20 protein-coding genes and 1 pseudogene are annotated in these 26304 nt (G+C 62.9%); 9 read left to right on the top strand and 12 right to left on the bottom strand.

Features of this window, described 5'->3' with window-relative positions; genetic code table 11:
- Positions 1-12: 12 nt before the first annotated feature.
- From M1D44_RS18075 to M1D44_RS18120, 10 genes are all read right to left on the bottom strand, one after another.
- The gene (locus M1D44_RS18075; protein WP_439004650.1) at positions 13-1305 is read right to left on the bottom strand and encodes an ATP citrate lyase citrate-binding domain-containing protein; all 1293 of its coding nucleotides are present in this window, start codon (positions 1303-1305) and stop codon (positions 13-15) included.
- An 83-nt stretch (positions 1306-1388) separates the two neighbouring features.
- Complete coding sequence (locus M1D44_RS18080; protein WP_439004651.1) at positions 1389-2447, bottom strand: PstS family phosphate ABC transporter substrate-binding protein; 1059 nt, start codon at positions 2445-2447, stop codon at positions 1389-1391.
- Between the two features lie 156 nt (positions 2448-2603).
- Positions 2604-5513 (bottom strand): TonB-dependent receptor, encoded by a 2910-nt coding sequence (locus M1D44_RS18085; RefSeq protein ID WP_439004652.1) that lies wholly within the window; start codon positions 5511-5513, stop codon positions 2604-2606.
- Between the two features lie 112 nt (positions 5514-5625).
- The gene (locus tag M1D44_RS18090) at positions 5626-6798 is read right to left on the bottom strand and encodes a PstS family phosphate ABC transporter substrate-binding protein (RefSeq protein ID WP_439004653.1); all 1173 of its coding nucleotides are present in this window, start codon (positions 6796-6798) and stop codon (positions 5626-5628) included.
- A gap of 56 nt (positions 6799-6854) precedes the next feature.
- Entirely contained in the window at positions 6855-8336 is a 1482-nt protein-coding gene (locus M1D44_RS18095) for a substrate-binding domain-containing protein (RefSeq protein WP_439004654.1), read from the bottom strand.
- Positions 8333-9253 carry a hypothetical protein gene (locus tag M1D44_RS18100; RefSeq protein WP_439004655.1) on the bottom strand — a complete coding sequence of 307 codons (921 nt, stop codon included), beginning with the start codon at positions 9251-9253 and terminating at the stop codon, positions 8333-8335. Before M1D44_RS18100 ends, M1D44_RS18095 begins: the two co-directional genes overlap by 4 nt.
- A gap of 76 nt (positions 9254-9329) precedes the next feature.
- Positions 9330-10205, bottom strand: a complete 876-nt coding sequence (locus M1D44_RS18105) for an ABC transporter permease (protein ID WP_439004656.1) — start codon at positions 10203-10205, stop codon at positions 9330-9332.
- Entirely contained in the window at positions 10202-11032 is an 831-nt protein-coding gene (locus tag M1D44_RS18110; protein WP_439004657.1) for an ABC transporter ATP-binding protein, read from the bottom strand. The genes M1D44_RS18105 and M1D44_RS18110 overlap by 4 nt, the downstream gene beginning before the upstream one ends.
- A gap of 14 nt (positions 11033-11046) precedes the next feature.
- Positions 11047-12051, bottom strand: a complete 1005-nt coding sequence (locus M1D44_RS18115; protein ID WP_439004658.1) for an ABC transporter substrate-binding protein — start codon at positions 12049-12051, stop codon at positions 11047-11049.
- Positions 12052-12427: 376 nt separating this feature from the next.
- A complete protein-coding gene (locus M1D44_RS18120) occupies positions 12428-13792 on the bottom strand; it encodes a sensor histidine kinase (RefSeq protein WP_439004659.1) in 1365 nt (454 codons plus the stop codon).
- Between the two features lie 189 nt (positions 13793-13981).
- On the opposite strand from M1D44_RS18120, the gene M1D44_RS18125 reads away from it, so the two are divergent.
- The 7 genes and pseudogenes from M1D44_RS18125 to M1D44_RS18155 all read left to right on the top strand — a co-directional run.
- Positions 13982-14512, top strand: a complete 531-nt coding sequence (locus tag M1D44_RS18125; RefSeq protein ID WP_439004660.1) for a hypothetical protein — start codon at positions 13982-13984, stop codon at positions 14510-14512.
- 36 nt (positions 14513-14548) lie between these two features.
- Entirely contained in the window at positions 14549-15589 is a 1041-nt protein-coding gene (locus M1D44_RS18130; protein WP_439004661.1) for a YncE family protein, read from the top strand.
- A gap of 95 nt (positions 15590-15684) precedes the next feature.
- On the top strand, positions 15685-17043 hold the full coding sequence (locus tag M1D44_RS18135; RefSeq protein ID WP_439004662.1) for a TolC family outer membrane protein: 1359 nt from the start codon (positions 15685-15687) through the stop codon (positions 17041-17043).
- Between the two features lie 10 nt (positions 17044-17053).
- The gene (locus tag M1D44_RS18140; RefSeq protein WP_439004663.1) at positions 17054-18193 is read left to right on the top strand and encodes an efflux RND transporter periplasmic adaptor subunit; all 1140 of its coding nucleotides are present in this window, start codon (positions 17054-17056) and stop codon (positions 18191-18193) included.
- The gene (locus tag M1D44_RS18145; protein ID WP_439004664.1) at positions 18193-21273 is read left to right on the top strand and encodes an efflux RND transporter permease subunit; all 3081 of its coding nucleotides are present in this window, start codon (positions 18193-18195) and stop codon (positions 21271-21273) included. The genes M1D44_RS18140 and M1D44_RS18145 overlap by 1 nt, the downstream gene beginning before the upstream one ends.
- 76 nt (positions 21274-21349) lie before the next feature.
- Positions 21350-22099, top strand: coding sequence for a hypothetical protein (locus M1D44_RS18150; protein WP_439004665.1), 750 nt, complete (start codon positions 21350-21352; stop codon positions 22097-22099).
- Between the two features lie 26 nt (positions 22100-22125).
- Positions 22126-22470 (top strand): annotated as a pseudogene (locus M1D44_RS18155) (transposase); the annotation flags it as partial.
- Positions 22471-22600: 130 nt separating this feature from the next.
- On the opposite strand, the gene M1D44_RS18160 reads toward M1D44_RS18155, so the two are convergent.
- Complete coding sequence (locus M1D44_RS18160; RefSeq protein WP_439004666.1) at positions 22601-23023, bottom strand: hypothetical protein; 423 nt, start codon at positions 23021-23023, stop codon at positions 22601-22603.
- Positions 23024-23052: 29 nt separating this feature from the next.
- On the bottom strand, positions 23053-23835 hold the full coding sequence (locus tag M1D44_RS18165; protein WP_439004669.1) for a COG4705 family protein: 783 nt from the start codon (positions 23833-23835) through the stop codon (positions 23053-23055).
- 600 nt (positions 23836-24435) lie between these two features.
- Here M1D44_RS18165 and M1D44_RS18170 point away from each other — a divergent pair.
- Both M1D44_RS18170 and M1D44_RS18175 read left to right on the top strand, forming a co-directional pair.
- Positions 24436-25329 carry a LysR substrate-binding domain-containing protein gene (locus M1D44_RS18170; RefSeq protein WP_461241622.1) on the top strand — a complete coding sequence of 298 codons (894 nt, stop codon included), beginning with the start codon at positions 24436-24438 and terminating at the stop codon, positions 25327-25329.
- 149 nt (positions 25330-25478) lie between these two features.
- On the top strand, positions 25479-26228 hold the full coding sequence (locus tag M1D44_RS18175) for an SDR family NAD(P)-dependent oxidoreductase (protein WP_461241623.1): 750 nt from the start codon (positions 25479-25481) through the stop codon (positions 26226-26228).
- Positions 26229-26304 lie beyond the last annotated feature (76 nt).

Raw genomic sequence — 26304 nt, forward strand, 5'->3', positions numbered from 1 at the left:
GGTCGGTTCCGATCAGGCCGGCGTCATGTTTGGGGCGCGAATGCCAAGGCGCTGCGCGATCTGTCCCCGCCCGCCGGCGCGCATCCATTGGTCGACCTGTTTGGCGTACTGGATCACCTCGCTGATGTCGGAGTCGTAGCCAAACAGGCGGTAGGGCAGGCCGAGCGCATCGCAGGTATCGCGCAGCGCGCCCATGCCGCGCACCAGATTCGGTCCACCCCGCCCCAGGACCACATAGAGCGGGGTCGCCCCTTGCGTGCTGAAGTGTTCGCGCAGCGCGTCTGCCATCGCGCGCAGGGTCTCGAAGATGTCGGTGTTGTTGCTTTTTCCGCCGATGATGAATAGCACGTTGCTCTGGCTGAGCCAGTGCTTGAAGCAGATGCGTGCCACCTCTTTCATCTTCTCGTAGGGTGGATTGCCACCGAAGTCGGAACTGATGATGGCGCTATCGCCCAGCATCTCGGTGACCAGCGAATTGGCTCCGCCGCCAAAGGTTGGCGCGAGCACCGTGCCCTTGTCGTTGATGACATAGACATCGCTTTGCCCCTGATGGGTGCGCAGCAGGTTGATCTCCTGCTCGAAGTCGGAGTAATCCGCCGCGAATAGATGCGTGGGCAGTTGCAGGCGCAGCCAGCGCGGATCATCGCGATCGAATCCGCACTTGAAGTCGCAGGCGATGGGCGTGAGACGGCCGCCTGCGTCGGCGCGCATGCGGATCGGATTGAGTTCCAGCGTGGTCATGCCGAAGTTGTGGAAGAGCTCCCACAGCTTGGGCAACTGCTGGACCAGCGGCGAGATGATCTCGGTGGGGGCGCCAATCTCGGCCAACGCGTTTGCAACGACAAACGACTTCAGCCCTGTCAGCGGGTCAAACGGCACCATGGCGACGTGTCGCCTGTCGATCTCCTCGATGTCCATGCCGCCCATGTGCGAGAGGGTCATGGTCGGCGCCCGGAAATGCGTTGAATCGGTGATCGAGAAGTAGACCTCGTACTCAGCCGGGACGCCGGCCTCGAAGGTCACACCGTTGGCCTTCGCTCGCACATTGCCGACAGCGTGCTCGGCAAAGTACAAACGCTCCTTTTCGGCGAGCGCCGTGCGCAGGTCGGCGGCACGCCCCAACAGTCCCGCTTTTCCTTTCTTGCCGATCCCGCCCTTGAACACCGGTTTGATGAAGATGAGACCGTGGCGATCGAGCAGAGACCGGATGGCTTCCTCGCTGGCATCGGGGCCGAGGACCTCGGTTGCGGGAAAGCCCGCGAACTCGAGCAGGCGTGCGCCATGCAACATGCCAGTGATTTGCATCAGGAAACCTCTTTTCGTGTCGGAGAGCCTGCGGCGTGTTAGCGGGCATCGTTGGTGACGCCGCAGGCTTTCGTGGCTGCCGCTTACTGATCCAGCTTCTTCAACTCCTCCTTCACGACTTCAGGTTGCAACGGAATGAACACGCGCTCGTTGGCCACCGCCTGCTGGCCTTCCTGGCTCAGCACCAGCTTCAGGAATTCCTTGACCTTGGGCTCCAGCGGCTTGCCGGGGGCCTTGTTGACGTAGATGTAGACGTAGCGGCTGAACGGGTACTTGTGCGCATAGACGCTCTCCACCGTCGGCGCATAGCAGGTGCCGCCTTGCGTGGAAGAGAGCTTCAGGACCTTCACGTTGGGCGTGACGTTCGCCATCAGCGCGTAGGTCAGGCCGCCCGGGTGCGTGGCCATGTCTTCCGCTGCCACGGTAAAGGCATGCGTGAAGCCCTTGCCTTTGACGAACTGGATGTTGTCTTTGTACTCGCCACCCTTCATGGCGACTTCCTTGAAGTACTGCTCGATCCCGTTGACGGGTTTCAGGCCATAGAGATGAATGGGGCGGGACGCCCATTCACCCGTGGCGCCCAGGTCGCCCCAGGTGTTGACTTCCTTGTAGCCGAGCTTGCGGGTCTTCGAATAGATGGCATCGAGTTGCGGCAGGCTCAGGCAGTCGATCGGGTTGTCCTTGTCGACCAAGATGATGCTGGCTGCGGTCTTGCCCAGCGAGCCGACGCTGCCCGTCGCGACCTTGATCTCAAGCGGCTCATAGCCGAATTTGTCGACGAAGGCTTTGCGCTCGGCAGGGAACATCTCACGGCCGACGGGTGCCAGCTCGCCCTTGCCCGAGACCAGGCCCGGTGCACCCGCACCGGAAGCGCGCAGATCCATCGTCAGCGACAGGCGCGGGTACTGCTTGCGATAGATCTTGGTCCACTCCATCACCATCTCATCCATGATGTCGGCGCCGACGATATTCAGCTCCTCTTCCGGCTTGCTTTCGACCGGGCCCGGGTTCCACTTCGGAATCGATGGGTCGGCCTTGAGCGAATGTTCCGGTGCGGCGTACTTCAGTGCATGGGCGGGTACCGCGCTCAGTGCGCAGATGGCCGCTGCGATGCTGACGGCCAATGTGGCTGTCCTTGTCATGGATGTCTCCTAAGTGTGGGTGTCAGCGCTCAGTCGGGCGTGATCGTCTCTACCTTATGAGACGCACCCGAATGCAGGATGAATGTGACCTGAAGATTCGTTCAGGATCGGACGGGGCAAACGTGCAATGTGCGCACGTCTGCCACCGCGGTCTGATTACAAGTCGAACTTGACGTTGAACTTGATGGTGCGGTCCATGCCGATGCCGTAGGTGCCGGTCGTCACGGAGTTCCAGTAGCGCTTGTTGGCGAGGTTGTCGATCGCGAGCTGGAACGTCGTCCGGCGCCCCTGGATGCGGGTGGTGTAGCTGGCGCCGATGTTGTACAGGCTGTAGCCCGGGATGTAGCCCTGGTCCTGCGCGTTGACCGGCCGTTTCGAGATCAGCGCAACGCCGCCGCGCAGCGTCAAGCCCGGTACTGCGGCTGGGCTGTACGACACGCCGACGTTGCCGGTCCAGTCGGGCGTGTTCTCGGGCGCCATACCGTTGATCAGCGGCTGGTTAGGCGCCTCCTGCCGAGCCTTCAGACGCAGCACTGCCGCGTGGATGCGCCAGGCGCGGTTGATTTCGTAGGTTGCTGTTGCCTCGACACCCTTGTACGAGAGGTCACCGCTGTAGCCAAAGATGTTGGTGACCGGGTCGGTGACGGCGTTGCCGCGCGTGATCTCGAAGTACGATGCGCTGACCGACAGTCCCTTGAAGTAGGAATCGCGGATGCCGAATTCCTTCTGCTTCGAGATGGCCGGCGCCAGGATCACGTTCGCATTTGCGGCATTCGCGGGCGCTGTGCCGCCAGCTTCCAGACCCTGCATGTAGCTGGCAAACAGCGTGGTGGTCGGCAGCACGTCAAACAGCACGCCATACGCCGGCGAGAACACATGGTTTTGCGACGTGACGGAGCCGGATTCCTCCGTGTCGAGCACCTGGCGTGCTCCCACCAGCAGCTTCAGCCGCTTGGTGAGCGCGATCGTGTCGTAGGCATACACGGCCGCGTCGGTACTTGTCTGCGACGGGCTGGTCACCCCAGGCTTGGTGTAGACCGGCGGGTTGAGCACGATTGGGTCAAAGATGTTCTGGCGCTGCGGCAGCGTCATGTTCTGCACGTCCGCCGCCAGCGAATAGCGCGACGTGCGCGAGACGCCCAGGGTGAGGTCGTGCGTGATGGGCCCGGTCGCAAAATGGCCCAGCACCTCGGTGCGGATGAAGGTGTTGCGATACTCGTTGGTAACCGGCTGCACGTTCACCAGGCCGTTGGCGCCGGTGTTCAGGTCGTAGCCCGAGATACGCACGGTGGTGCGATGGCGGTGCGAGCCCGAATAGCCGAGCTGGGTGAAGACCTTCCAGTCGTCGCTGATCTGGTAGTCGGCGCGGCCCTGCCAGTTGAAGGTCTCGGGGGTGTACAGATCCCACCGGCCGGAGAGCAGGTTGCGCGGGTCCGGCACGGGCGTGATCGGCACGACGCCGTTGACGGCCGGCTTGAGGGAGATGCCCGCCTGCTCGGGCACCTGGCGGCGGTAGTACTCGAAGTCGCTCTGGAAGGTGAGCCGCGACGTGGCCTTCAGGTCTAGGCCGAGGCTGACGAACTCGCCATCGCCGCCCAGGTCGTGGACGCCGTTCTCGTAGTGCGTGGCCGATGCGTTCAGCCGCACGCCAAGCTGTTTTTCCGGGCCGTAGCGCCGGCCGATGTCGATGCTGCCGCCGTACTGCCCGAACGTGTTGCCGGCAAGGCCAAACGTTGTGACATCCTGGTCGCCCGCGCGCTTGGTGACGAAGTTGATGATGCCGGCCGGGCTGGCGATCCCGAACATGAGCGCGTTGGCGCCCTTGAGCGTTTCGACGCGCTCCTTGTTCTCGGTCGGGTTGGTGATGACGCCGGTCACCGGCAGGCCGCCGTCGAGCCGGTAGTTCGAGAACAGGTTGAGCTTGATGCCGCGAATGGCGAACGCATCGTTGGCGCTGCCAGACGAGTTGGTCGACACCACACCGGCCACGTTCTTGATCGCCTCTGAATACCCTTCCTGCGTCTGGCTCAGCGCGTGGCCGGACGATACCTCCTTGGTCATCGGCAGGCTTTGCTCGTTGGCTAGCTCGGGCTTGTTGTATTCCTTGATGGCGTCGTTGCGCGGGGTCACGCCCGCGGCAGCGTACGGGGCATCCAGCCCGGACGCGATCGAAATGCGTTCGCGCAAACCGCTGGCGATGCGCTCGGCCTGCTTGCGCAACGCCTCGGGGTCGGTGCGGGACGAATACGGAAACACGACAGCCAGTACGCCGATCGTGGTTCCCACCGCGTCCTTGACTGGCACCTTCCATTCATAGCGGGAGCCACGTGCATCGACAGCCCCGTGTGGTGTGCCGCTTTCGATGACGGCAAGATCACCGGGCTCCGCTGGCTTGCCATATCGGCCAATATTGGAGGCGGTGATGGGGTAGCCTGAGACCTTCGCTGTACGCGCGTGCAGTGCCAGAACCTCCACCCCCGGGTATTTTTCAAGCGCGTCGTCAATCAGGAACTGCGCGTAGGACTCGGTGGGGATGCGCTCGTCGAGCTGCATCGGCGCCGTCAGGCTTTCAGGATCCAGAATGCGACGGCTGAGGTCATTGCGGTATTGCGCGGCCTGACGCAGCAGGGCGTCTTCATCGGTGCCGGGGGCATAGGGGAATGTCAGTTCCGCAATGCCAATGGGCCGCCGGCTGATGTCGAACAGAGGTAGTGTCACCTCGACGTTCTGGTCTCCCTTGCGGTTGATCTCGACCATGGCCCGTCCGGTGCGGAACACGGTCACATCTTCGGGGCTGGACGGCGTGCCCACGAGCGCGGGCGTTTTCGATGCCACGATGGTGCTCCGCGATGCATCGGGCATCGTAGCGTGCAGCTCGATACCGATCAGCTCCGGATGCAGGCGTGCATAACTGTCGACGAGATACTGCGCATAGGATTGCGCACCGTCTTTGCGATCGACCCGGCTGTCCTGCGCGCTGGACGCTTGTGCGTCTGCGGCCAGCGCCCGCATTTGCGGGATCGCCAACAGGATGGCCAGGGCCAGGGTTGTCTTGGCCAGCTTCATATTGTCTCCACCTTTATTTTGCCCGGCCTGTCGTGTCGGCCTGGTGCGTGTTGGTACTGCCTGACCGATGCCACCGCGGGCACCGGCCTGTTTCAGCAGATCCGTGGCTTGGTCAGTTGCCGCGCCCCTCCACCAAGGCACGTGCCGCGGTCACCTGCGATGCACGCAGCGGGACGTAACGCGCGTGGTCGAGCACCACCTGTTGCCCCTCGCGGCTGAGCACAAACTTCAGGAACTCCTCCAGCGCCGGGGGCAGTGGCTTGCCCGGTGCCTTGTTGGTGTTGAAGTAGGTCAGGCGGCTGAGCGGATAGGTGGCCAGGGCGACGTTCTCGTAGGTCGGGGCTTGCGGGGTGTCACCCGCTTTCTCGACCAGCGGCACGAGCTTGACGGGCGCATCCATGTAGGCCATGCCCGAATACCCGATGGCGTATTTGTCTGCGGCGACGTCCTTGGCCATGGGGAACACGAGCTTCTCGAACTTGACGCCATCGCGCCATTCGCCGCGCTTGCCGTCGGCGCTCAGCACACGCTGCCGCACGAACTCTTCAAAGCCGTTCCAGGGGCGGATGCCGTACAGGTTGATCGGCTTGTCGGCCCATTCGCCGGTCAGTCCCAGATCGCCCCACTTGGTGATGGCGGCACCGCCACGGGCATGCGTGGACGAGTACATCTGGTCGAGCTGCTTGAAGGTGATCTGCTCGATCGGGTTGTCCTTGTTGACGAAGAAGGCGACGGTGTCGAGCGCGCCAAAGTGCCGGTACGAGCCGCCCGAGATCGGCACGCTCAGCGGGTCGTAGTTGAACTTCGCCTTGAACTTGCTGATGTCATCCGGCTTGAGCTCGCGCGAGACGAAGACGAAGTCCAGGTCGCCCTTGATCAGCTCGATGGCCCCCAGGCTGCCGGCATACGGTGGCGAGATCGACAGGTTGACGTCGGGGTAGTAGCTCTTGAACTTCTCCATCCACTTCTGGGCTAGGACCACCATCACGTCGGAGGCCGCGCCCTTGAAGGTACCGCTGATCTTGATGTCGCGGCGCGGCTGATAGGACGGCAGTTGTGCATCCAGCGTCGGCTGCAGCACTTCCGGTGCCGGTAGATCGCGTCCGTGTTCCACCCCCGCCTTGGCCTGCGCTTCGGTCTGCGGCTTGTTCGTCGGGGTGGTCGGCGTCACCCACATCAGCATGGGGGTCGCGCCCTGTTGCGCCTGGGCGTGGGCCGGCAAGAGCGCCGCCAGCGATGCGGCTGCAGCCAGCGCTGTGGCGGCGAGCTTGATGGATGTCTTCATGGTCTTGGTCTCCTCTCGTGTTGTCGTTCTATCGGTGTTTGTGTCCGCCTTCCAGCTCACCGCAGCTTGGCAAGCTCTTCCTTCACCTCTTGCGCGGTCAGGGGGTAGTAGCCGGAGTACAGGATGGGCTCCTGCCCCTGCCGGCTGAGCACGTAGCGCAAGAATTCTTTGGTGGCTGCAGGCAGCGGCTCGCCCAGGTTATGCCGCAGGCGGATGTACATGTAGCGCGTGAGCGGGTAGCGGCCCGTCGACGCCGTTTCGTGCGTCCCGGCCACGGCTTGGCTGCCTGCGTCGCGCGCCACCGGTACTGTCTTGAGCCCCGGGCCGCCATCCTCGAAGCCGCCAAAGCCCATGGCGGCCGTGTCGGCTGCGATGGCTTTCGCGGTGTCGGCCACGGAGGCTTCGTGCACGGTGTTGCTCCAGGCGCCGCCCTTGAGCGCCATGATCTGCATCGACATGGCGTTCGGCGTCGCCAGAGGCGGTACATCGAGTTTGATTGGGCGATCGGCCCATTCACCCGTCAGGCCAAGCTGGCCCCAGCGCGTGATGGTGGGCGAGTTGCCGAAGATGCCGGCCAACTGCTGCATCGTGAGGTGCTCGATCGGATTGCTGGCATTCACGAAGACCGCCTGGGCAGTGGTGCGCTGCTGGGTATCGAACCCGCCGCGTGCGACGCGGATCTCGAACGGCTCGCGTCCGGCATTCAGTTGGCCGAACGATGCCTTCTCTTCGGGCCAGAGCTCGCGGCCCATGGGTGCCAGATCCGTTTCCCCGGCCATCAAGGCATGGAAGCCGTTCAGCGTGCCGAGGTGCTCCCAGCGGTCGCCCTTGCGAACGCCGGGCTGCAGCGTGTGGAAGTCGTGCATCCATCGCTCCATCAGCGATTTCATGCCATCGCTGCCGATGCTGCGAATCTCACCCTTGAGCGGTGCGCCGGCAACGTAGCGGGGCAGCGCTGGGTCTAGCGTGGCGCGGTAGCCGTCCAGCTTGGGCAGCTCCTGCGCGATGGCGTCGGCGGGCAGCGGCGCAAAGCCGGGCTGGCGCGCTGCGATCTGCTGCCCCGCAGGGCTCAACGCAAAGCTGACGAATTCCAGCACCGCCGGAGGCAGCGGCGAATCCGGCCGCTTGTTGAATGCCAGGAAAACGGGTTTACCGTCGTGCTGCGCCACGCGCAAGAGCACCGGCGTCTTCATCATGTCGCCGGCAAACTGGTGCGCGTAGGGCGCGAGCTCGGCTGGCAGGGGTGGGCGCGTCATCGGCGCGACGTCTGCGAGTTCGAACATCAGCGCGCCGATGGCGGCGGCATCACCCACATGCTGCCAACGCGGGCCTCGGGAGATGCCGGGCTGTTGCTGGTGCAAGGCCTGCAGCCAAGCGTTCATCAACGGGCCCATCTCGTGGCTGCCGATGCTGGAGACCGTCGTGATGTTGGTGCCGGTGCCGGGCTGTGCGGAGACGGCAGCGGTCGCGCTGGCGGTGCCGGTCAGCAATGTGGCTACCAGCAGCGGGCCGAACGCGCTTTTGAACCTCGGCATCATGGGTCGATCTCCTCAAGCGCCGGCGTGGCTGCAATGCGGGTCTGCAGTTCGTCGCGCAGTGCAACGGCGTGGGTGGTCAGGGCCTTTGCGTCCTGACCGCTACCGTAGGCGTAGCCGACGTTCAGTGTCCCGATTGCGATGCCGCTGCGGTTGCGGATCGGCAGGTCGACGCCAAAGCGCTTGCCGTTCGAGTACACGCCGGTGATGGGCGCGGTGGCATCCAGCACCTTCATGTCGTCTGCGTCCGCCTTTTTGCCATGGCGCCCGAAGGTGGAGCCCAGCAGGACCAGGTCGCCCTTGGGCTGGACCCGTGCGCGCAAGGCCAGCACCGTCACTTCCGGGTGACGTTGAAGGGCTTCTTCGACCAGGGTCTGCGCGCGGGACTTGGTGGTCACCAGCGGCGCGAACGGGTAGGGGTCCATCAGATTGGCGAGGCTGAGGATGCGCCGCGACAGGGCGTCGCGGATGACGCCGGCAATACGCTCGAATTCGGCATGGTTGCCGCCGACCGGATACCGCCACACCAGGCCGAGACTGCCCACGGTCTGGCCGCCGACATCGCGCAATGGCAGCTCGATTTCGATGCGCTTGTTGCCCTGATCCATGGCGACGTGTGGATTGCCAGTGGCGATCACATCGAGGTCATCCGCATCAGCGGGCTTGCCGATGCGTCCGATGTTGGAGGCAATGACGACGTTGTCGGCTGCATTGGGTGGGGTCACGTGCATCACCACGGCCCGGAGATCGGGATGCTGGGCGACGGTGCGGTCGACGAGTTCCTGTGCGTAGCTTTTCACCGGGAACGATGCCGGCAGCTGTGCAAGCGCTGCCGATGCGCCAACGAGCGCCAGGGCAGCAACGGCGCATTTCGGGACCCTCGCGGCCAGGACTCGGGCTCTTGTTGTGTCGATCTTCATGATGAGGTCTGTTGGTTGGGCGCCAGCCGGAAACGTGGGGGCGAGGTTCGCCGGTCTTCAGCGAACCCCACCGGACTCAGTGCGTGTCCTGCAGAGGCGCCGGGCGCCACTTGGCCAGGCGCGTTTCCACCATCGTCATCAGGTATTCCGCCGCCAGCGCGACGACCATGATGATGACGATCGCCGCGTACATGCCGGCCGCGTCGAACGAGCCTTTCGCGATGTTGATCAGCAGGCCGATGCCGTAACGCGCGCCCACGAACTCGCCCACGATGGCGCCGACGATGGCAAAGCCGAAGCTGACGTGCAGCGAGGCGAAGATCCAGCTCATGGCCGACGGAATGACCACCGAGCGCGTCAGTTGCCAGCCGCGTGCGCCCAGGATCTGCGCATTGGCCAGCAGGTTGCGGTCGGCTTCACGCACGCCCTGGAAGGCGTTGGCAAACACCACGAAGAACACCATCACGAACGACAGCGCCACCTTGGAGGTCAGACCCAGCCCGAAAATCATGATGAAGATCGGTGCGAGCACCACGCGCGGCACCGAGTTGATCACCTTGATGTAGACCGAGAAAATGTCGGACAGCATGCGGTTGCGCCCCAGCGCAATGCCCGCGATGATGCCTGCCACCGCGCCAGTGATGAAGCCCAGCATCGACTCTTCCATGGTCACCCACAGGTGGTACCACAGCGGACCGTCAGAGGTGCCTTCGGTCAGCCAGGTATAGAGGCGCGACACGATTTCCGATGGCTTGGAGAAGAAGAACTCGTCGATCAGCTTCATGCGGACCAGCACTTCCCAGCCGCCCAGGAAGACGATGAGAATGAAGTAGCGCCAGAAGTAGACGGTTTGCTTGCGGCGCTTGGCGCTGCGCGCGGCTGCAGCTTCAATCTCCGCTGAGGATGGGACGGAGACCCCGACCGGGGGCTTGAGAGTTGCTTGACTGTTCATGCGGCCTCCTTCGCCACGCGCGCTTCTTCCTGCGAGGCACCACGTTGTACTTCTTCACGCAGGTCATTCCAGATCGTGCGCGAGATATCGATGAATTGTTCGTCGTAGCGGATTTCGCTTGCGACGCGCGGGCGCGGGATGTCGATCGGGTAGACCGACTTGACGGTGGCCGGGCCCGACGTCAGCACATACACCTTGTCTGCCAGGGTGATGGCTTCCTCCAGGTCATGCGTGACGAACACCACGGAGGCCTTCGATTGCGACCACAGGCGCAGCAACTCGTCATGCATCAGCACGCGGGTCTGCACGTCCAGCGCGGAGAACGGCTCGTCCATCAGCAAGATCTGCGGGCCGTTGATGAAGGTCTGCGCCAGCGAAACCCGCTTGCGCATGCCGCCCGAGAGCTGGTGCGGGAACTTGGTCTCGTGCCCGGTTAGGTTCACGCGCGCCAGCCATTGACGGGCGCTGGCGTACGCTTCTTCCTTCGACACACCGCGAAACAGCGGCCCGGCGACGACGTTGTCGATCACGCTGCGCCACGGAAAGAGCGCGTCGGTTTGGAAGGCGAACCCGATGCGGTTGTCGATGCCGTCGATCGGGCCGCCGAACAGGCGTACCTCGCCGGCGGAGGGTTTGGCCAGGCCGGTGATGAGGTTCAGCGTGGTGGACTTGCCGCAGCCGGTCGGGCCGACAACGGCAACGAACTCGCCGCGTTCGACGGTCATCGTGAAATCCCGGATGGCCGTCATCGACTTGCCGTCGGGCGTCAGGAAGCGACGGCTGACGTTGATCAGCTCGATGGCTGGATTGGAGGTGGTCGTTGCCATTGCTGCACCCATGATCACTTCACCTTCGCGACAAACTCGGTCGTGTAGGTCTTCGACAGGTCGATCTTCTTGCCCTTCACGTTTGGAGCGAAGGTGCTCAGCACAGACAACACCGTTTCCGGACCGCCCTTTGGCATCACGCCGTCAGCCGTAAACATGGCCTTGCCGCCTTCCAGCGCTTTGATGTAGCCCTCTTTGTCACCCACGTAGAAGTCCTTGGGCATCTTCTCGGCAATCTCTGCCGCACTGTGGGTATTGATGAAGCGCAGCGTCTTCACAAAGGCGTTGGCGAGCTTCTGCACGATGGGCTTGTTCTTCTCGACCCAGTCCGTCGGCATGTACAGCGAGGCGGCCGGGTACGTGCCGCCCAGCGCTTCCTTGGTCTTCTCGGCCGTGCGCAGGTCGACCAGGACACGTGCTTCACCGGTCTTGAGCAGGCGCGTAATGGTGGGCTCGGTCGTCATGCCGGCCTGAATCTTGTCCTGCTGCATGGCCATGATGAATGTCGTGCCGGCGCCCACCGGCAGCGAGGTGAACTGACCGAGCGGCACGCCAGCCTTGACCATCAGGTACTGGGTCAGGAAGTTGGTGGACGAACCGAGGCCCGTCACGCCCATCGTCTTGCCTTTCAGGTCGGCCATGCTCTTGACCTGTGGGTGCTTGTTCGACACCAGCTCAACCTCGCCAGGCGCGTGGGCCATCTGCACGACCGACTCAATGTATTTGCCCTTGGCCTGCAGGTCGACGCAGTGGTCGTAGAAGCCGACCACGCCCTGCACGGCACCGGCCAGCATCTCGTTCTCGGCATCGACGCCGGCGCCTTCATTGAGCAACTCGACGTTCAGGCCTTCTTCCTTGAAGTAACCCAGGCCTTCCGCCAGCTTGGCGGGCAGGTAGATGATCTTTTCGTAGCCGCCAACCATCAGCGTGATCTTGTCGGCCGCCTGCGCGGCGGGGGCTACTGCCAGCATGGCAGCAGCTGCAGCGGCGGACAGCAAGAGTTTGTCTCGGATTTTCATGACTTATGGGTCCTTAGGTTGCAAGGGGTCTCGTGGTGGTCGGTGTATTCCAACCGTGCCCATACACTAGACAGCCAGCCTGTCTCGAACGTGAACCGATTCTGAAAGCGCGTTCAGGTCACGTTGGATTTGGGGGTGGGTTTTCCCTAGAGGCCGATGCCGCGCGAAGGCTGCCAGCGCAACCGTATAGGCGGACGAGCATCAACCGCGTGTTGGATTGTTTTGGAATGAACGTCGCTCAGAGGCAGCTAAGGGGCGGTCGCGTGCAAGGACGCTGATGGCGGAGCGTCGCTCAAGCTGAGTCGATCGATGCGTGCAGCAAAGGTTTGCGTTGCGAGGGAGATCGACTTACCGAACCTGACCCACGCGGGCTGTATCACGCCGCAGGCGCGGCGGGGATCTCGATCACGACACGCAGGCCGCGGCCGACGTCTCGGCTGGTCGCCCAGATCTTTCCTTTGTGCATCGCCACAATGCTGCGGCAGATGGCCAGGCCCAGGCCGCTGCCGCGCTGATCCTGCTCGGGTGAGGGTAGGCGGACGAACCGTTCAAAAATGCGCTCACACTCCTCGGGAGTGAGGCCGGGGCCTTCGTCAACCATGCTGATGCGCCAGGTGCCAGCCGTCAGTGTCGAGTCGACGTAGACCACGCCGCCCTGGGGGCTGACTCTCAGGGCGTTGGTCAGCAGGTTCAGCAGGACCTGCCGAATACGCGGTCCGTCGATGTTGACCTCGCCATCGCCGCGGTGCGACCAGGCGAAGACTTTGCCGCCGTGTTCGGCCAACGCCGAAGCGTCCTGTCCGAATGTGTTCAGCAGCGCGGCCGGAGACTGCGCCCGCAGCTCGACAAGGACTGCACCGGCATCTGCGCGAGAGAGGAACAGCAGCTCATCGATGATGCGGTTGACGCGGCCGAGCTCTTCCAGGATGACGGCCACCGAATCCCGCTGCTGCAGCGTCAAGCCCTCACTGACAATCAATCGCTCGGCGTGGAGCGCCACCAGTGACATGGGCGTCTTGAGCTCGTGCGATGCCTCCGCTGCAAAACGCCGGATCTCGGCAAACGACATCTCCAGCCGATCGAACATCTGATTCAGGAACGTCGACAACTGCGCAATCTCGTCCTTCACGTCTCCCACGGGAATGCGTTGGCTGAGATCGTCTGAGCGGATGCGGTTTGCGGTGGCCTGGATCATGCGTACGGGGCGCAGTATCAGCCGACTCAAGCCGTAGCCCACCGCCACGCTGATCACCAGCGCCGTGCCAAGCAAGCCGAAGAAGACCAGCCGATAGCCCGCCATCAGGTCTTTCACGGGCGCCAGCGGCGTCGCCACGATGACATCGAACGGCGCGAGCTGGAACTCGCTCACTCGCACTTCGCCGATCGTATCGATGCCGATCGAGTACGCGCGCTCCCCCGCAATGTCGGGAATGGACTGTCCGTGCAGGTTGCTCGACTTGAAGAACCGGTTGGTCATCGGGCCATGCATGTCGATGTAGAACAGCGACGACGCAGATTCCGTGGCCTGGCGGATGCGGTCGTCGATTTCCGGCGGCGTCAGCTTGGCGTAGTCCCTGCCCAGGGTGGCCTTGAGATGCTTGAACTGCGCCTCGTTGAGCTCATCGAGCTGCTTGATGAGGTAGCGGTCGAGCAGGAAGTGGCCGGCAATGAAGAGGCAGGCGAGCGTTGCCGTGACGGTAATGGCATACCAGAGGGTGATGCGGCTGCCGATCGACTTCATGCGGGTGCTCCAGGCTCATAGCGATAGCGCAAGCATCGCGTTGTCTGGTGATGCTATTCGATCCCGCGCCGCGCTTGCTGAATGAATTTTAAGGATCACTACAGGAAGCGTACAGAGTCCCCCCCTAGACTCGGCTCACGCTTCCACCGATCGGATGCGATCAATGACATCTCAAGAACGGAGACACCCATGAGCAAGTTCTTCAAGTTGGCGCTGGCAACAGCACTTACCGGCATGGCCGCTTTGAGCAGCATGCCTTCCTGGGCAGACAAGAACTGGACACCGCCGGCTAACAAGATCTACGGCCAGCAACTGTCCGACGAGACGATGTCCAAGCATCCGGAGTTGCTGAGCATTACGCTGCACGGCACGCCGCCGGGCCAGACCGATATCTTTACGATGTTTGCGGGCTCCTACCCTGAGCGTATCGGCAACGCCGACGATCCGGATGACATCGACGTGATCAAGAAGGGCATCACCATCGTCGACCCGCGCTGGAACCGCACCAAGGACAACCCCAAGAAGTTCGTCGTGCTCATGCCCATGCGCGATGCCAAGGGCAACAACATCGGCCTGGTCGTCTACGCGTTCAAGAACCCGCCGGCCAACCCGAACACCAGCAGCCAGGAAATGGCCTTCCTGAAGAAGTCGAACGCACTGCGGGACGCACTGGCCAAGAAGATCCCGAGCTACGACGCCCTGTTCGACCAGGCCAAATAAAGCGGCGCACCGCACTTGCGAAGGTAGAAGACCCCTATGAAAGCGAACATTCGCACGGTCGCCACCGTCCTGGCGCTCGCAGCATCGACGTTGCTGTCCAACGTTGCCGTGGCGGGCGAACCGCTGCGCCTGCTCAGCCGCACCGATCTGCCCGGGTACGACGGCGATTTCGACCACTTCGGTGCCGACATCAAGGGCAACCGGCTGTTTCTGGCCGGCGAGGATGGCGGGACATTGGAGGTCTTCGACCTGCGCAGCGGCGCACACCTGAAGACCGTCAAGGGCATGGAGACGCCGCACGCCATCCACTACGAACCGAAGTCCAACCGGCTGTTTGTCAGCAACAGCGGCGCGAGCCTGAGTAAGGTGTTGGACGGCAAGAGCTACGCCGTGACGGGCACCGTCAAGCTGACGCCGGGTGCGGACGTCATGAGTTATGACGCCTCGTCGCGGCGCCTGTGGTTTGTCACCGGCGGAAAGAACGCGCCCACCAAGATGACCAAGACCCTGGTAACGCAGGTGGACGTGGACTCGGGCAAGACGCTGGGCGAAACCACGTTCGATACCGACTTCACCGAAGGCATCGTGGTGGAGCAGGCCGGATCGCGTGTCTTCATCAACGTGGCTGGAAAGGGCGAGATTGCCGTGCTCGACAAGAAAACCGGCCAGCCGCTGGCGACCTGGCAAGTCAAGGAAGGTAAGGACAACTCCCAGATCGACCTCGACGAGAAGAACAAGCGATTGTTCGTCATCACGCGCAAGCCGTTCAAGCTCGTGGTGATCAACACGGAAACCGGTCAGTCGGTAGCGAGCTTCGATGCGCCGGGCCGTACCAACGGCATGATGTTTGACGCGAAGAACCATCGCATCTACGCCGCCGGTGATGACTACGTTGCCGTGTTCCAGCAGCGCGATGCCGATCACTACGAAGAGATCGCGCGTGTGCCGTCGGAAAAGGGTGCAAAGACGGCGTTCCTGGTGCCCGAACTGCAACGGCTGTACGTGGCCGTTGGCGGCTCCGCGCAGACCAAGGCCGGCTTGCTGCGATACGAAGTGATGCCCGGCGATGTGAAGTAACGCACGGGTCGTGTCGGGCGCATCGCTGTAGGCCTCCGTGGTCGGGAGCGCTGCGCCCACTGCATGCCCTTCGTGCACGCTCTCAAACATCCGCAATGCTGCGACGTCCTCCCCGTCTGTTGGCGCAGATCGTCTTCCTGTTTCTGGGCGTCACAGCCGCCCCGGCGCACGCCATCGACTTGGTCGAATCCTGGCAGGCCGCGCGCGCGAACGATGCCGCGCTGATGGCGTCGCAGGCTGCGCTGCGTGCCGCCCAAGAAAAGGTGGCGCAGGGCGATGCGCTGATGGCTTCGCATGTTGACCTGACAGCCAACGCGGGGCAGGCGGGTCAAGACTATCGGCCGGGCGTGCAAACCGCCTCGCATCCGGCGTCCTATACGAGCGGCCAAAGCTACGGAACGAGTGTTGTCTGGAGCAAGCCGTTGTACGACGCAAGCGCGAACTTTGCACGAGAACGCTTGTATCGCGAAGCTGAACAGGCGCGGATTCAATATCAGCAGATCGAACAGGACCTCATGCTCCGGGTTGCGCGCAGCTACTTCGACGTGCTGGTCGCCCGTGAGAACGTTGCGCTGGCGGACACCCAGGCGCAAGCCATCCGTGAGCAACTGGAGCTGGCCAAACAATCGTATGCGCTGGGCTTAGGCACGGCCAGCGATACCGATGATGCCCAGGCGCGGCAAGACAGTGTTGAGGCGGCACAGATTGCCAACACGAACGATCTCACCAACAAGTCGGATGCGTTTGCCGTGTTGACCGGGGTGGATTCGCAGCACCTTGCACCGATCTCGCGGGGGTTCTCAGCGACCGAGTTGCCGCCGGGCACGCTGGATCTCTGGCTTGACCAGACTCGGCGCAGCAATCCCAATGTTCGCCAGCTTGAGCTGGGCGTGGAGATCGCCGAGCTGTCCAGCGACCAGTACACCTGGCGCGGTGCGCCGGTCATCGCTGCGGTAGCCAGTGTGGGACGGCAATACGAGGCGGGCAGCATTTCGACGTCTGGTGGCCGTGATGCCCTCACGGCCGGAAGTATCGGTCTGCGCCTGACGATCCCGCTCGTCGATGGCGGCACCAGGCAGTCCTTGTTGCGCCAATCGATGGCGTTCAAGGATCAGCAACGCTACGCGCTGGAAGCGGGATTGCGCGAAGCGCAACGTGCCACGCGCCAGTTCTTTGCCAGCCTCCGGGATGGTGCTCAGCGCATTCGGGCGCTGGACCGCGCCCGGGTCTCCGGCGAGTCGTCGGTGCGGTCGAGCAAGGTGGGGCAGGAGGTAGGCGTGCGCACCATCATCGACGTGCTCAACGCCGAGCAGAACTACTACCAGACGCTCTACAACCTGACCGCCGCCCGCTCCGACTACCTGTTTGCGCGCCTGCAACTGGCCGCCTCAGCCGGCGCGTTGGACGACGCGGTGCTGGCGCAGGTCAATGCCGCGCTCAATCCAGCCCAATGAGAAGCGAACCATGACGCTAAACAAGCCCTGGATGTTACGCGGCGCGTTCGCTCTGGGAGCCATAGGGCTGGTGACCGTGTTGATGCAGGTCGCCGTCTTCGGCAGAAAGTCCGATGCGGCGCAAGCGTCCTCCAAGCCGCCGCCACTGGTCAGTGTGGTACAGGCCGAGGCGCGCGACCTTCCCGTCAAACTGTCCGCGCATGGGCACGTGGTGCCGCTCAATCAGGTCGATGTGCGCCCGCAGGTGGGCGGAACGGTGCGCGGCATCCATTTTCGAGAGGGGGATGAAGTCAAGGCGGGGCAGTTGCTGTTCACAATCGACGCGAGCGACGTCACCGCGCAACTGGAGCGTTCCCAAGCCAGCGCGGCGCAGATCGAGGCGCAGGTGGATGAGGCGGAACGTGATCTGGCCCGCATTAAGCAACTGGCAAAGCTTCGGTACTACTCGACCAGTGCGGTCGACACCAGCGCCAGCAAGCTCGAATCATTGAAGGCGCAGCACAAGGCCGTCCAGGCGGAAGTTGCAAGCTCCAGGCTGCAGGTGGAGCGCACGCGCATTGCGGCCCCCATGACTGGGCTGACCGGCGCGCTTGCGGTGCACCCGGGGAGCCTCGCGCAGACGGCGGCTGCGGTGCCGCTGGTTACGGTTGTGCAGATCGACCCGATCGGCGTGGAGTTTTCGCTGCCGGAATCGCAACTGGCGCGGCTGCTGGATGCGCGCGCCGCCGGCACCGTCCGTATCGAATTGCAGACGCCGGATGGCAAACGGCTGCCCGGCTCGCTTGTTTTCGTCAACAACACCGTCAATACCGACAGCGGCACGATCACGCTCAAGGCGTCGTTCCCGAATGGAACGCGCTCGCTCTGGCCGGGCGCCTACGTGGAGCTTGTCATCGACGCCGGTGTCAGCCGTGGCGCGATCGTGCTGCCGCCGCAGGCGCTGCTTGAAGGGCCGCAGGGCCGCTTCGTCTATGTGCTCGATCAGGACAACAAGGCGCAGGTGCGGCCGGTGGGGTTGCTCCGCCTGCAGGACCAGATGGCCGTGGTCGACGGCCTCAGAGGCGGGGAGCGCGTGGTTGCCGAGGGGCAGACTGGCCTCAAGCCGGGCGCCCCGGTTCGCATTGCGGTCCGTACGGGCAAGGATGCGTGATGCGGCTATCCGAGGCTTGCCTGAGGCGCCCCATCGCGACGATGCTGTTCTGGATCAGCGTGCTAGTCGCGGGCGTGGTCTGCTGGATGCAGCTGCCGATCTCGGCTTTGCCGCAGTACGACACGCCAACGCTGGAAGTTAGCGCCAAGCTGCCCGGAGCGAGTCCGCAGAACATGGCCAGTTCGATAGCGACTCCGCTGGAGAAACAGTTCTCGGCGATCCCCGGCCTCGTGATGACCACATCATCGAGCATCCAGGGCGAAACCAAGATCCAGCTGGAGTTCGACGCCAGCCGCGACATCGACTCGGCCGCCGCCGATGTGCAAGCCGCGCTGTTCCGAGCCACGCGCTCGCTGCCGAGCGAGCTGCCGGCGCCGCCTTCATACAAGAAGGTGAATCCGGCCGATATGCCGATCCTGCTCGTCGGCCTGAGTTCACCGGCGCTGTCGTTGTCCGACCTCAACGCCTACAGCGACAACGTCGTGGTGCCGGCGTTGTCTGCAATCAAGGGCGTGGCGCAAGTGCAGGTGACCGGGCAGAAGCGCTACGCCGTGCGCATTCAGGCCGATCCGGCGCGGCTGTCTGCGCTGGACCTGACGCTGGCGGAACTGGCGGCCGCGCTGAAGAACGCCAACTCCAACGCGCCCATCGGCCAGCTCGACAACCAGCGTCAGATGCTGACCGTGCAGATCAGCGGCAACCTACGGCACGCTGCCGATTTCGCCCAGATTGTGGTCGCGAACCGGCAGGGTCGTGTCTTGCGCTTGAGCGATGTGGCTGACGTGCGCGACAGCATCGAGAACGTGCAGAACGTCAGCACGCTCGACGGCAAGCCATCGATCCTGCTGTCGGTGCAGCGGCAACCGGATGCCAACACGGTCGCGGTGGTCGACGCCGTGCACTTGCTGCTGCCAAAGCTGCAGGCTGCGCTACCGGCGTCCATCTCGATCGAGACGCGTGGCGACCGCTCGACCTCGATCCGCGAGGCCATCCACGACGTCAACCTCACGATGCTGCTGGCGATCGCGCTGGTCGTGATGGTGATGCTGCTCTTCCTGCGTCGGGTTGCGATCACGCTGGTGCCTGCCGTGAGCGTGCCGCTGTCGCTGTTCGCCACCTTCGGGCTGATGGCGGCGTGCGGCCTGAGTCTGGACAACATCTCGCTGATGGGGCTGACGATTGCGGTCGGCCTCGTCGTCGACGATGCGATCGTCGTGCTCGAAGCGATCATCCGCCAGATCGAAGAGGGCATGACGCCACGCGAAGCCGCGGCGGCCGGCGTGAAGGAAGTGGGCTTCACGGTGATGTCGATCTCGATCTCGCTGGTGGCGGTCTTCATTCCGATCTTCTTCATGCCCGGCACGATCGGCCGGCTGTTTCACGAGTTCGCGATTGTCGTGTCGCTGGCGATCCTGGTGTCGGCAGCGGTGGCGTTGACGTTGATCCCCTTGCTGGTGCCGCTGGTGATGCGTATGCCGGGCACGCATGGCGAAGCGGGACGCTGGAGCCGCTTCTTCGAAGCCGCGTTCGATCGCAGCGCCGCGGGGTATGCGCGTGTGCTCGACGTCGCGTTGCGGCACCGTGCCATCGTGCTGGCCATTGGTGCGGCAACCTTTGCTGTCACCGCCTGGCTGTACGTTGACGCGCCGAAGGGGTTCTTCCCCCGCGAAGATATCGGGCAAGTGATCGCGAACGTCGACGCACCGGAAGACATGTCGTTCGCAGGCCGGCTGGCCGTGATGAAACAGATCGAAAAGGCCATCCTCAACGACGCCAGTGTGGCCGCCGTGACGACCAAGGTGGATCACGACACGACGCAGCTGGTGATCGATCTGAAAGACCGCAACCAGCGGCTACCGCTGGACGAGGTGCTCGCGCAGCTGCGTCAGTCCACATCGTTCCTGCCCAGTATCCGGGTGTACTTCAGCCCGGTGCAGAACCTGCGTGTAGGCGGGCGCACGTCCAAGAGCACCTATCAATACACACTACAGTCGGTCGGTGCCAATGAGCTGGACGTTTGGGCCAGCAAACTGGTCGAAGCGTTACGTCACTCCAATGTGCTGGTCGGCGTGAACAGCGACTACCAGAAGAACGGCCTCGAAGCGCAACTGCAGGTGGATCGGGAAAAGGCGTCGCAGCTTGGGATCGACATGGCGACGCTGCGCAACACGCTGTATGGCGCGTTCGGCAGTCGACAGGTCTCGACCATCTATGCGCCGGAAGACAGCTACCAGGTGATTCTCGAAGTCGTTGATGCGAAGCGGCGGGACGAGAACGACCTCCTGGCGATCGAGGTGCGCAGCGCAACCGGCAAGACCGTGCCGCTGAGCGCATTCGCCACCGTCACGCGCAGCAAGGGCGTGATTGCCGTCAATCACCAAGCGCAGTTGCCGGCGGTGACGCTGTCATTCGAGTTGGCTGCCGGCAAGTCGCTGTCGGACGCCGCTGTCGCGATTGCTTCCGCGCAGCAGGCGTTGAAGATGCCGGCCACCGTCTTCGGTGCGTTCGGCGGGCAGGCAGCACTGTTCCAGCAATCACAGACGACGCAGCTTTGGCTGATCGTGATTGCCGTTGCTGTCATCTATGTGATCCTCGGCATGCTGTACGAGAGCTGGATTCACCCGGTGACGATTCTGCTCGGGATTCCCTCTGCCGCGCTTGGCGCGCTGCTTGCGCTGCGATTCGCGGGGATGGAGGTCAGCTTCATCGCCATGATCGGCATCCTGCTGTTGATCGGGATCGTGAAGAAGAACGCCATCATGATGATCGACTTTGCGATCGGGGTCCGCCGCGATGAGGGCCTGGGCGCGGAAGACGCCATCCGCAAGGCCTGCATGCTGCGCTTCCGCCCGATCATGATGACGACGCTGTGCGCGTTGATGGGCGTGCTGCCCATCGCCCTCGGCATCGGTGCAGGGGCTGAACTGCGCCAACCACTCGGCGTCTCGATCGTGGGGGGGCTGCTGCTCTCTCAACTGATCACGCTGTTCATCACCCCGGTGCTGTACCTCTGGTTCGACGCGCTTGGCGCATCGCGCGCGCGACCGAAGCCGATGTCTGCGATTGCTCCCCAATCCTGAGCGGACTCACCCCATTCTTTCAACCAAACAAGAGACGTTTATGCACAAGCCATTTCCGAGCAGCGCGAGGGCGCGCATGCGCCGTACCGTGCGCTGGTTGGCGCTGATTGCGGCAGCCACAATCGCAGGACCTGTGTTGGCGCAGGGCGGGCCACCCATGGTGACCGACGATCCGGAAACGCCTGGCGACGGCCATTGGGAGATCAACCTCGGCGCGATCGCAACCCGCACACACGGGCGCCTGGAAATCGCGGCGCCCGATGCGGACATCAATTACGGTTGGGGTGACCACATCCAACTCAAGGCCGACGTGCCATGGGTCTTTGCCCGCGACGATGGCCAGCGCTGGAAGTCGGGGCTTGGCAGCGGCAACTTCGGCGTGAAATGGCGCTTCATCGATCAGGAACAGGCGGGCTTCTCGATGTCGACCTATCCGCAGTACACCCGCAGCATGCTGGATTCATCTACGCGGCGCGGCATTACTGGCAGCGGGCATGAGTTCTTCCTGCCGCTTGAGGTTGCTACTGATGTCGGTGGTTTCGGGGTCTCGACCGAGGTAGGCCGCAACTTCGTTTCCGGTGGCGGAGACAACCAGTGGGTTGCAGGCATCGTGGCCGGCCACGCCTGCGGCGAAGGGCGCGAGTGCATTGCCGAGGTGCGTAGGACACAGGCGCCCGGCACACACCTCACGCTCTTGAACCTCGGCATGCATTGGAAGATCAATGACACCTACACGCTGCTGGGCGCAGTCGGGCGCGAGTTCGGCACTTCCTCCGATGACAAGCGGCAAGTCCTGGTTTATCTGGGCGTGCAGATTACCCGATAGGGTGTTCAACGTTGTGCATTGGATGAATGGATAAATTGCTGATCGACGACCAGCTATGGGCGTCGATCGAATCGCTTCTGCCGCCCGCGAAACCACGGCGTTTCCGCTATCCAGGGCGCAGACCGCTTGCAGACCGGATCGTTTTGACGGGAATCCTGTTGGTGCTCAAGACCGGTATTCGTTGGAACCAGCTGCCAATGGAAATGGGTTGCGGATCGGGGGTCAGTTGCTGGCGTCGGCTGCGCGAGTTGCAGCGGGCCGGCGTGTGGGACCGACTGCACGCGGCCTTGTTGGCGCATGTGGGTGTTGCTGAGCGGATTGATTTTTCGCGGGTGGCTTCCGACACCTTTGTGGCTCGGGGCGCCGGATCGCTCTGAAACATGCGGTTGCTGCCCAGACGGCGCGCTACGGAATACCAGAACGCGTTCGGCGAGAGCGCGTGCTCTCGCCGAGGGCTTCACGGAAATCGATGTGCGCCTTGCCGTGGCCCGATGGTCAAGGTCAGCTCAGCGAATTGAAGGTCTTGAGCAATGCCGCCACGGCCGCGTTGCACTCTGTGGAATTTTGCGGATTGGCCCGTAGCGCCTCCAATGCCCGGTCGATGGCTTTATCCAGAAGGTGCCAGTCGTCGGGGGCACGGGGTTTCAAGCCGGCTTCAGCCGAGTCCCAGGCGACCTCGAGATCCTTGATGCGGGTCTTGGCCGCTGCCAAGTTTCCCTCGTCCACGAAGTTGGCCACATCAGCGGCGATGATGCGGAACGAGGTTAAATCCCCTAGCTTGGATGCCGTGTGCACTGCGGACGGTGTGCCCGCGCCCGCTGCGTTCGCGTCGGTCGACTTCGAGCATCCTGTCCCAAGCAACAGAAAAACCAAGGTCGTCGCAGCGGCGGCGGAGCGGGCGATTGAACAATGAATATGGCGCATGAGCTTTTCCTTGAAAGTGGCAGTGCGGGTTATTCGGTGGCTTGAGCGTTTCTGATACGGTTCACGTTGAACTGAGCGACGGCGACCAGCATGACGATCACGGTTAGAAAGAGGGCGCTAGTCCTGGGCGCTCCCATGCCGAGGCCGCCGTAGGTTTTTGCTTGGGTCAGCAGGTCACCGAGTGCTGCACCGAAGGGACGTGTCAGTACATAAGCGACCCAAAAAGTCAGCACGACGTTGCCCCCGCTGAGCCATGCGACATAGGTGATGGCAATCATTGCGCCGAACGACACAGCACCCCAGGCAAAGCCGAGTCCTAGCGCTTCGGTTGCCAGATCGCCAGCGGCGGTCCCGAGCGCGAATGTGCAAAGAATGGCGCTCCAGTAAAAGAGCTCCCGCCTGCGCGTGACGATGTCCTGGATGGACAGAGTGTGTTCCGACCGGTACCAGGCTCCAAAAATGGCGATAAGCAAGGTGGCGAAGACCGGGGTGCTGAGATAGAGGCTGACCCCCAGGCCGTCGGTCAGTAGATCCGTGATCTGGGTGCCGACCACGCTTACCAAGACGACGGATAACCAATAGATCCACGGGGTGTAGCGCTTCGTGCGCAACTGCGCCATCAGGGCTGCAGCCAGCAGTGTCCCCATCACCAAGCGGGTCACGCCTTGGCCCAGACCGGCGTTGACCGCGAGGAAGTCGGCGGTCGTTTCTCCGACGGTGGTGGACAGGATCTTGATCACCCAGAATGAGAGAGTGACCTCAGGAACCTTGCTGAGCCAATGCTTGGATTGGGGCGTTTTCAGCGCATTCACGGTACGTTTCTCCCGCTGGTTTGTATCCATTGCGGGTAGTCTGAATGGCAAAACATAGATGAGGCATAGGGCTCCGCTCTGCAACTAACATGCAGCCAGACGGCTTCAAATCGATGGCTGGAGGCCAACGACAATGAACATCGAAGCTGTTGGTTCTGTAGTCGCAGATCATGAAACGGTTTGCGGCATTGAATTGCAGCGGGAGGATGATCCGATGGGAAGCATGTAGTTCGACGATGCTGTCGAGATTCAATCAACGCTGAACCGGTAGGTCAGGATTTGCAGGCCTTCCCGGCCGAGTTGCTCGGTCAACGTTGAACTCGTGGTTCGCTTAACTTTGAACTATCCGCGTTTTGGTTCACGTAACTCTGAGTTTTCGCGGATGCCCGTCGGCCCCGGACATCCTGATACAACCTCTCCGGAAATCCGACGCACTAGGCGAGCGCAAGTCCCAAGCTGTCTGGCACGCTCTCGGGATCGAAACAGTGGAAGAGAGCAGGGATTAGCCGACAACTGAGTGTGGAACTGTCCATGCCGCACAGCAAAAGAGGCTAGGCTTCGTATTTCGTCAACTGCTCGCTGCGGCCCGCGATGCGAAACATGCGTATTCCCCCAATGAAGGCGATCATCGCATTCGAATCCGTCGCGCGGACGAAGAGCGTGAATCGCGCGTCCGAAGAGCTTGGCCTGACAGCCTCGGCTGTCAGCCACCAGATCAGCAATCTGGAGGCGGCGATTGGCCAGCCATTGTTCTTCCGGCAAGGGCGCGGCTTAGTACTGACGCCCGTAGGTGAGCAGTACTTGCGTGACATCACGGGGGCGCTTGCCGACTTGGGCCGCGCCACTGAGCGCGCCTCCAACCGCGCCGAAGTTGAGATCTTGCGCGTGCACTCCAGCCCCAGCTTCGGCCTGATGTGGCTATTGCCCCGGCTCGCGGCATTCCAGGAGGATCACAGCGACATTCGGTTGAACGTGTCGTGTTCGTATGAAGACGTCTCGTTCACCAGCGGGTTCTACGACCTCGACATCCGCTACGGACACGCGCATTGGCGCGACGTGCAGATCAGGACGCTGCGCACCGAGCACATCGCTCCGCTGGCCTCACCGGCATACCTCGAACGGCACCCCGTGCAGTCGCCGCAAGACTTGCTCGCGCATCGGCTCATTCGGTCGGAGACGCCGATCGTGCAGTGGCAGCAGTGGTTTGCACGCGTTGGCGTCGAGCACATGCACGTGTCGTTCGACTTCGCCTTCGACCGTTCGTACATGTCGCTCGAGACTGCGGCGCTCGGCCTGGGCGTGGCGCTGGAAAGCACGTTGCTCGCATCGGTCCTGATCGACCAGGGCCGGCTCGTGCCGGTATTTGGCAAGGACCACGCGCTGGAGGTGGCGGGCCACCATATCGTCTTCCCACCCCAGAATGCCGAACTGCCGCGCGTGGCGCGCTTTCTCGCCTGGGTCGACCGGCAGGTCAAAACAGCACCGGGCGCCTAGCTTGCCGGGGCGCGATGGTGCGCCGCACCAGTGGCATGCCCGGCTTCATCTGAAAATTTCTCAGCCATAGTTGAATCCAACTGCGTTGATCGAATCGCCTGCTGGCACAACACTGCAGCCAACAAGATTCCAACAGCCAGGAGACAACGATGTTGCTCGAGAACAAGGTGGTGATCGTGACCGGTGCGGCTTCGCCGCGCGGTATTGGCAAGGCGACGGCAAAGGCGCTTGCCGCACACGGTGCCCGGGTCGTGGTGCTGGATCTGCGGCTTGAAGATGCGGAGCAAGCTGCACGTGATCTGGGTGAAGGACACCTCGGCTTCGCTTGCGATGTGACCGATCGCAGCGCGTGCGATGCCGCTGTACAGGCAGTTCTCACTAAATATGACCGAATTGACGGTCTCATCAATAACGCCGGTATCACGCAGCCGCTTCGCACGCTCGACATTCAAGCGGGCAATTTCGATGCGGTGCTGGACGTGAACCTGCGCGGCACGCTGTACATGTCGCAAGCCGTGTTGCCGCACATGAAGGCGCACAAGCGCGGCAGCATCGTCTGCATGTCGTCGGTATCTGCGCAGCGCGGCGGCGGCATCTTCGGCGGTCCGCACTACAGCGCTGCAAAGGCCGGCGTACTGGGCCTTGCCAAGGCCATGGCCCGGGAATTCGGCGGCGACAATGTCCGCGTCAATTCCATCACACCAGGGCTCATCCAGACCGACATCACCGGTGACAAGCTCACGCCCGAGATGCGCACCGAGATCATCAAGGGTATCCCCCTTGGCCGGCTCGGTGATGCTGCGGACGTTGCCAATGCGTGCTTGTTCCTCATCAGTGATCTGTCTGCTTACATGACAGGCATCACGCTCGACGTGAACGGCGGCATGCTGATTCACTAAACGACGCAACCTTCATCGCCACGGCTCGCATATCCGTGGCCTTCTTCGAGACACATGCACCCGGGTCCACCCGGGG

Source organism: Ralstonia sp. SA306 (assembly GCF_054792405.1).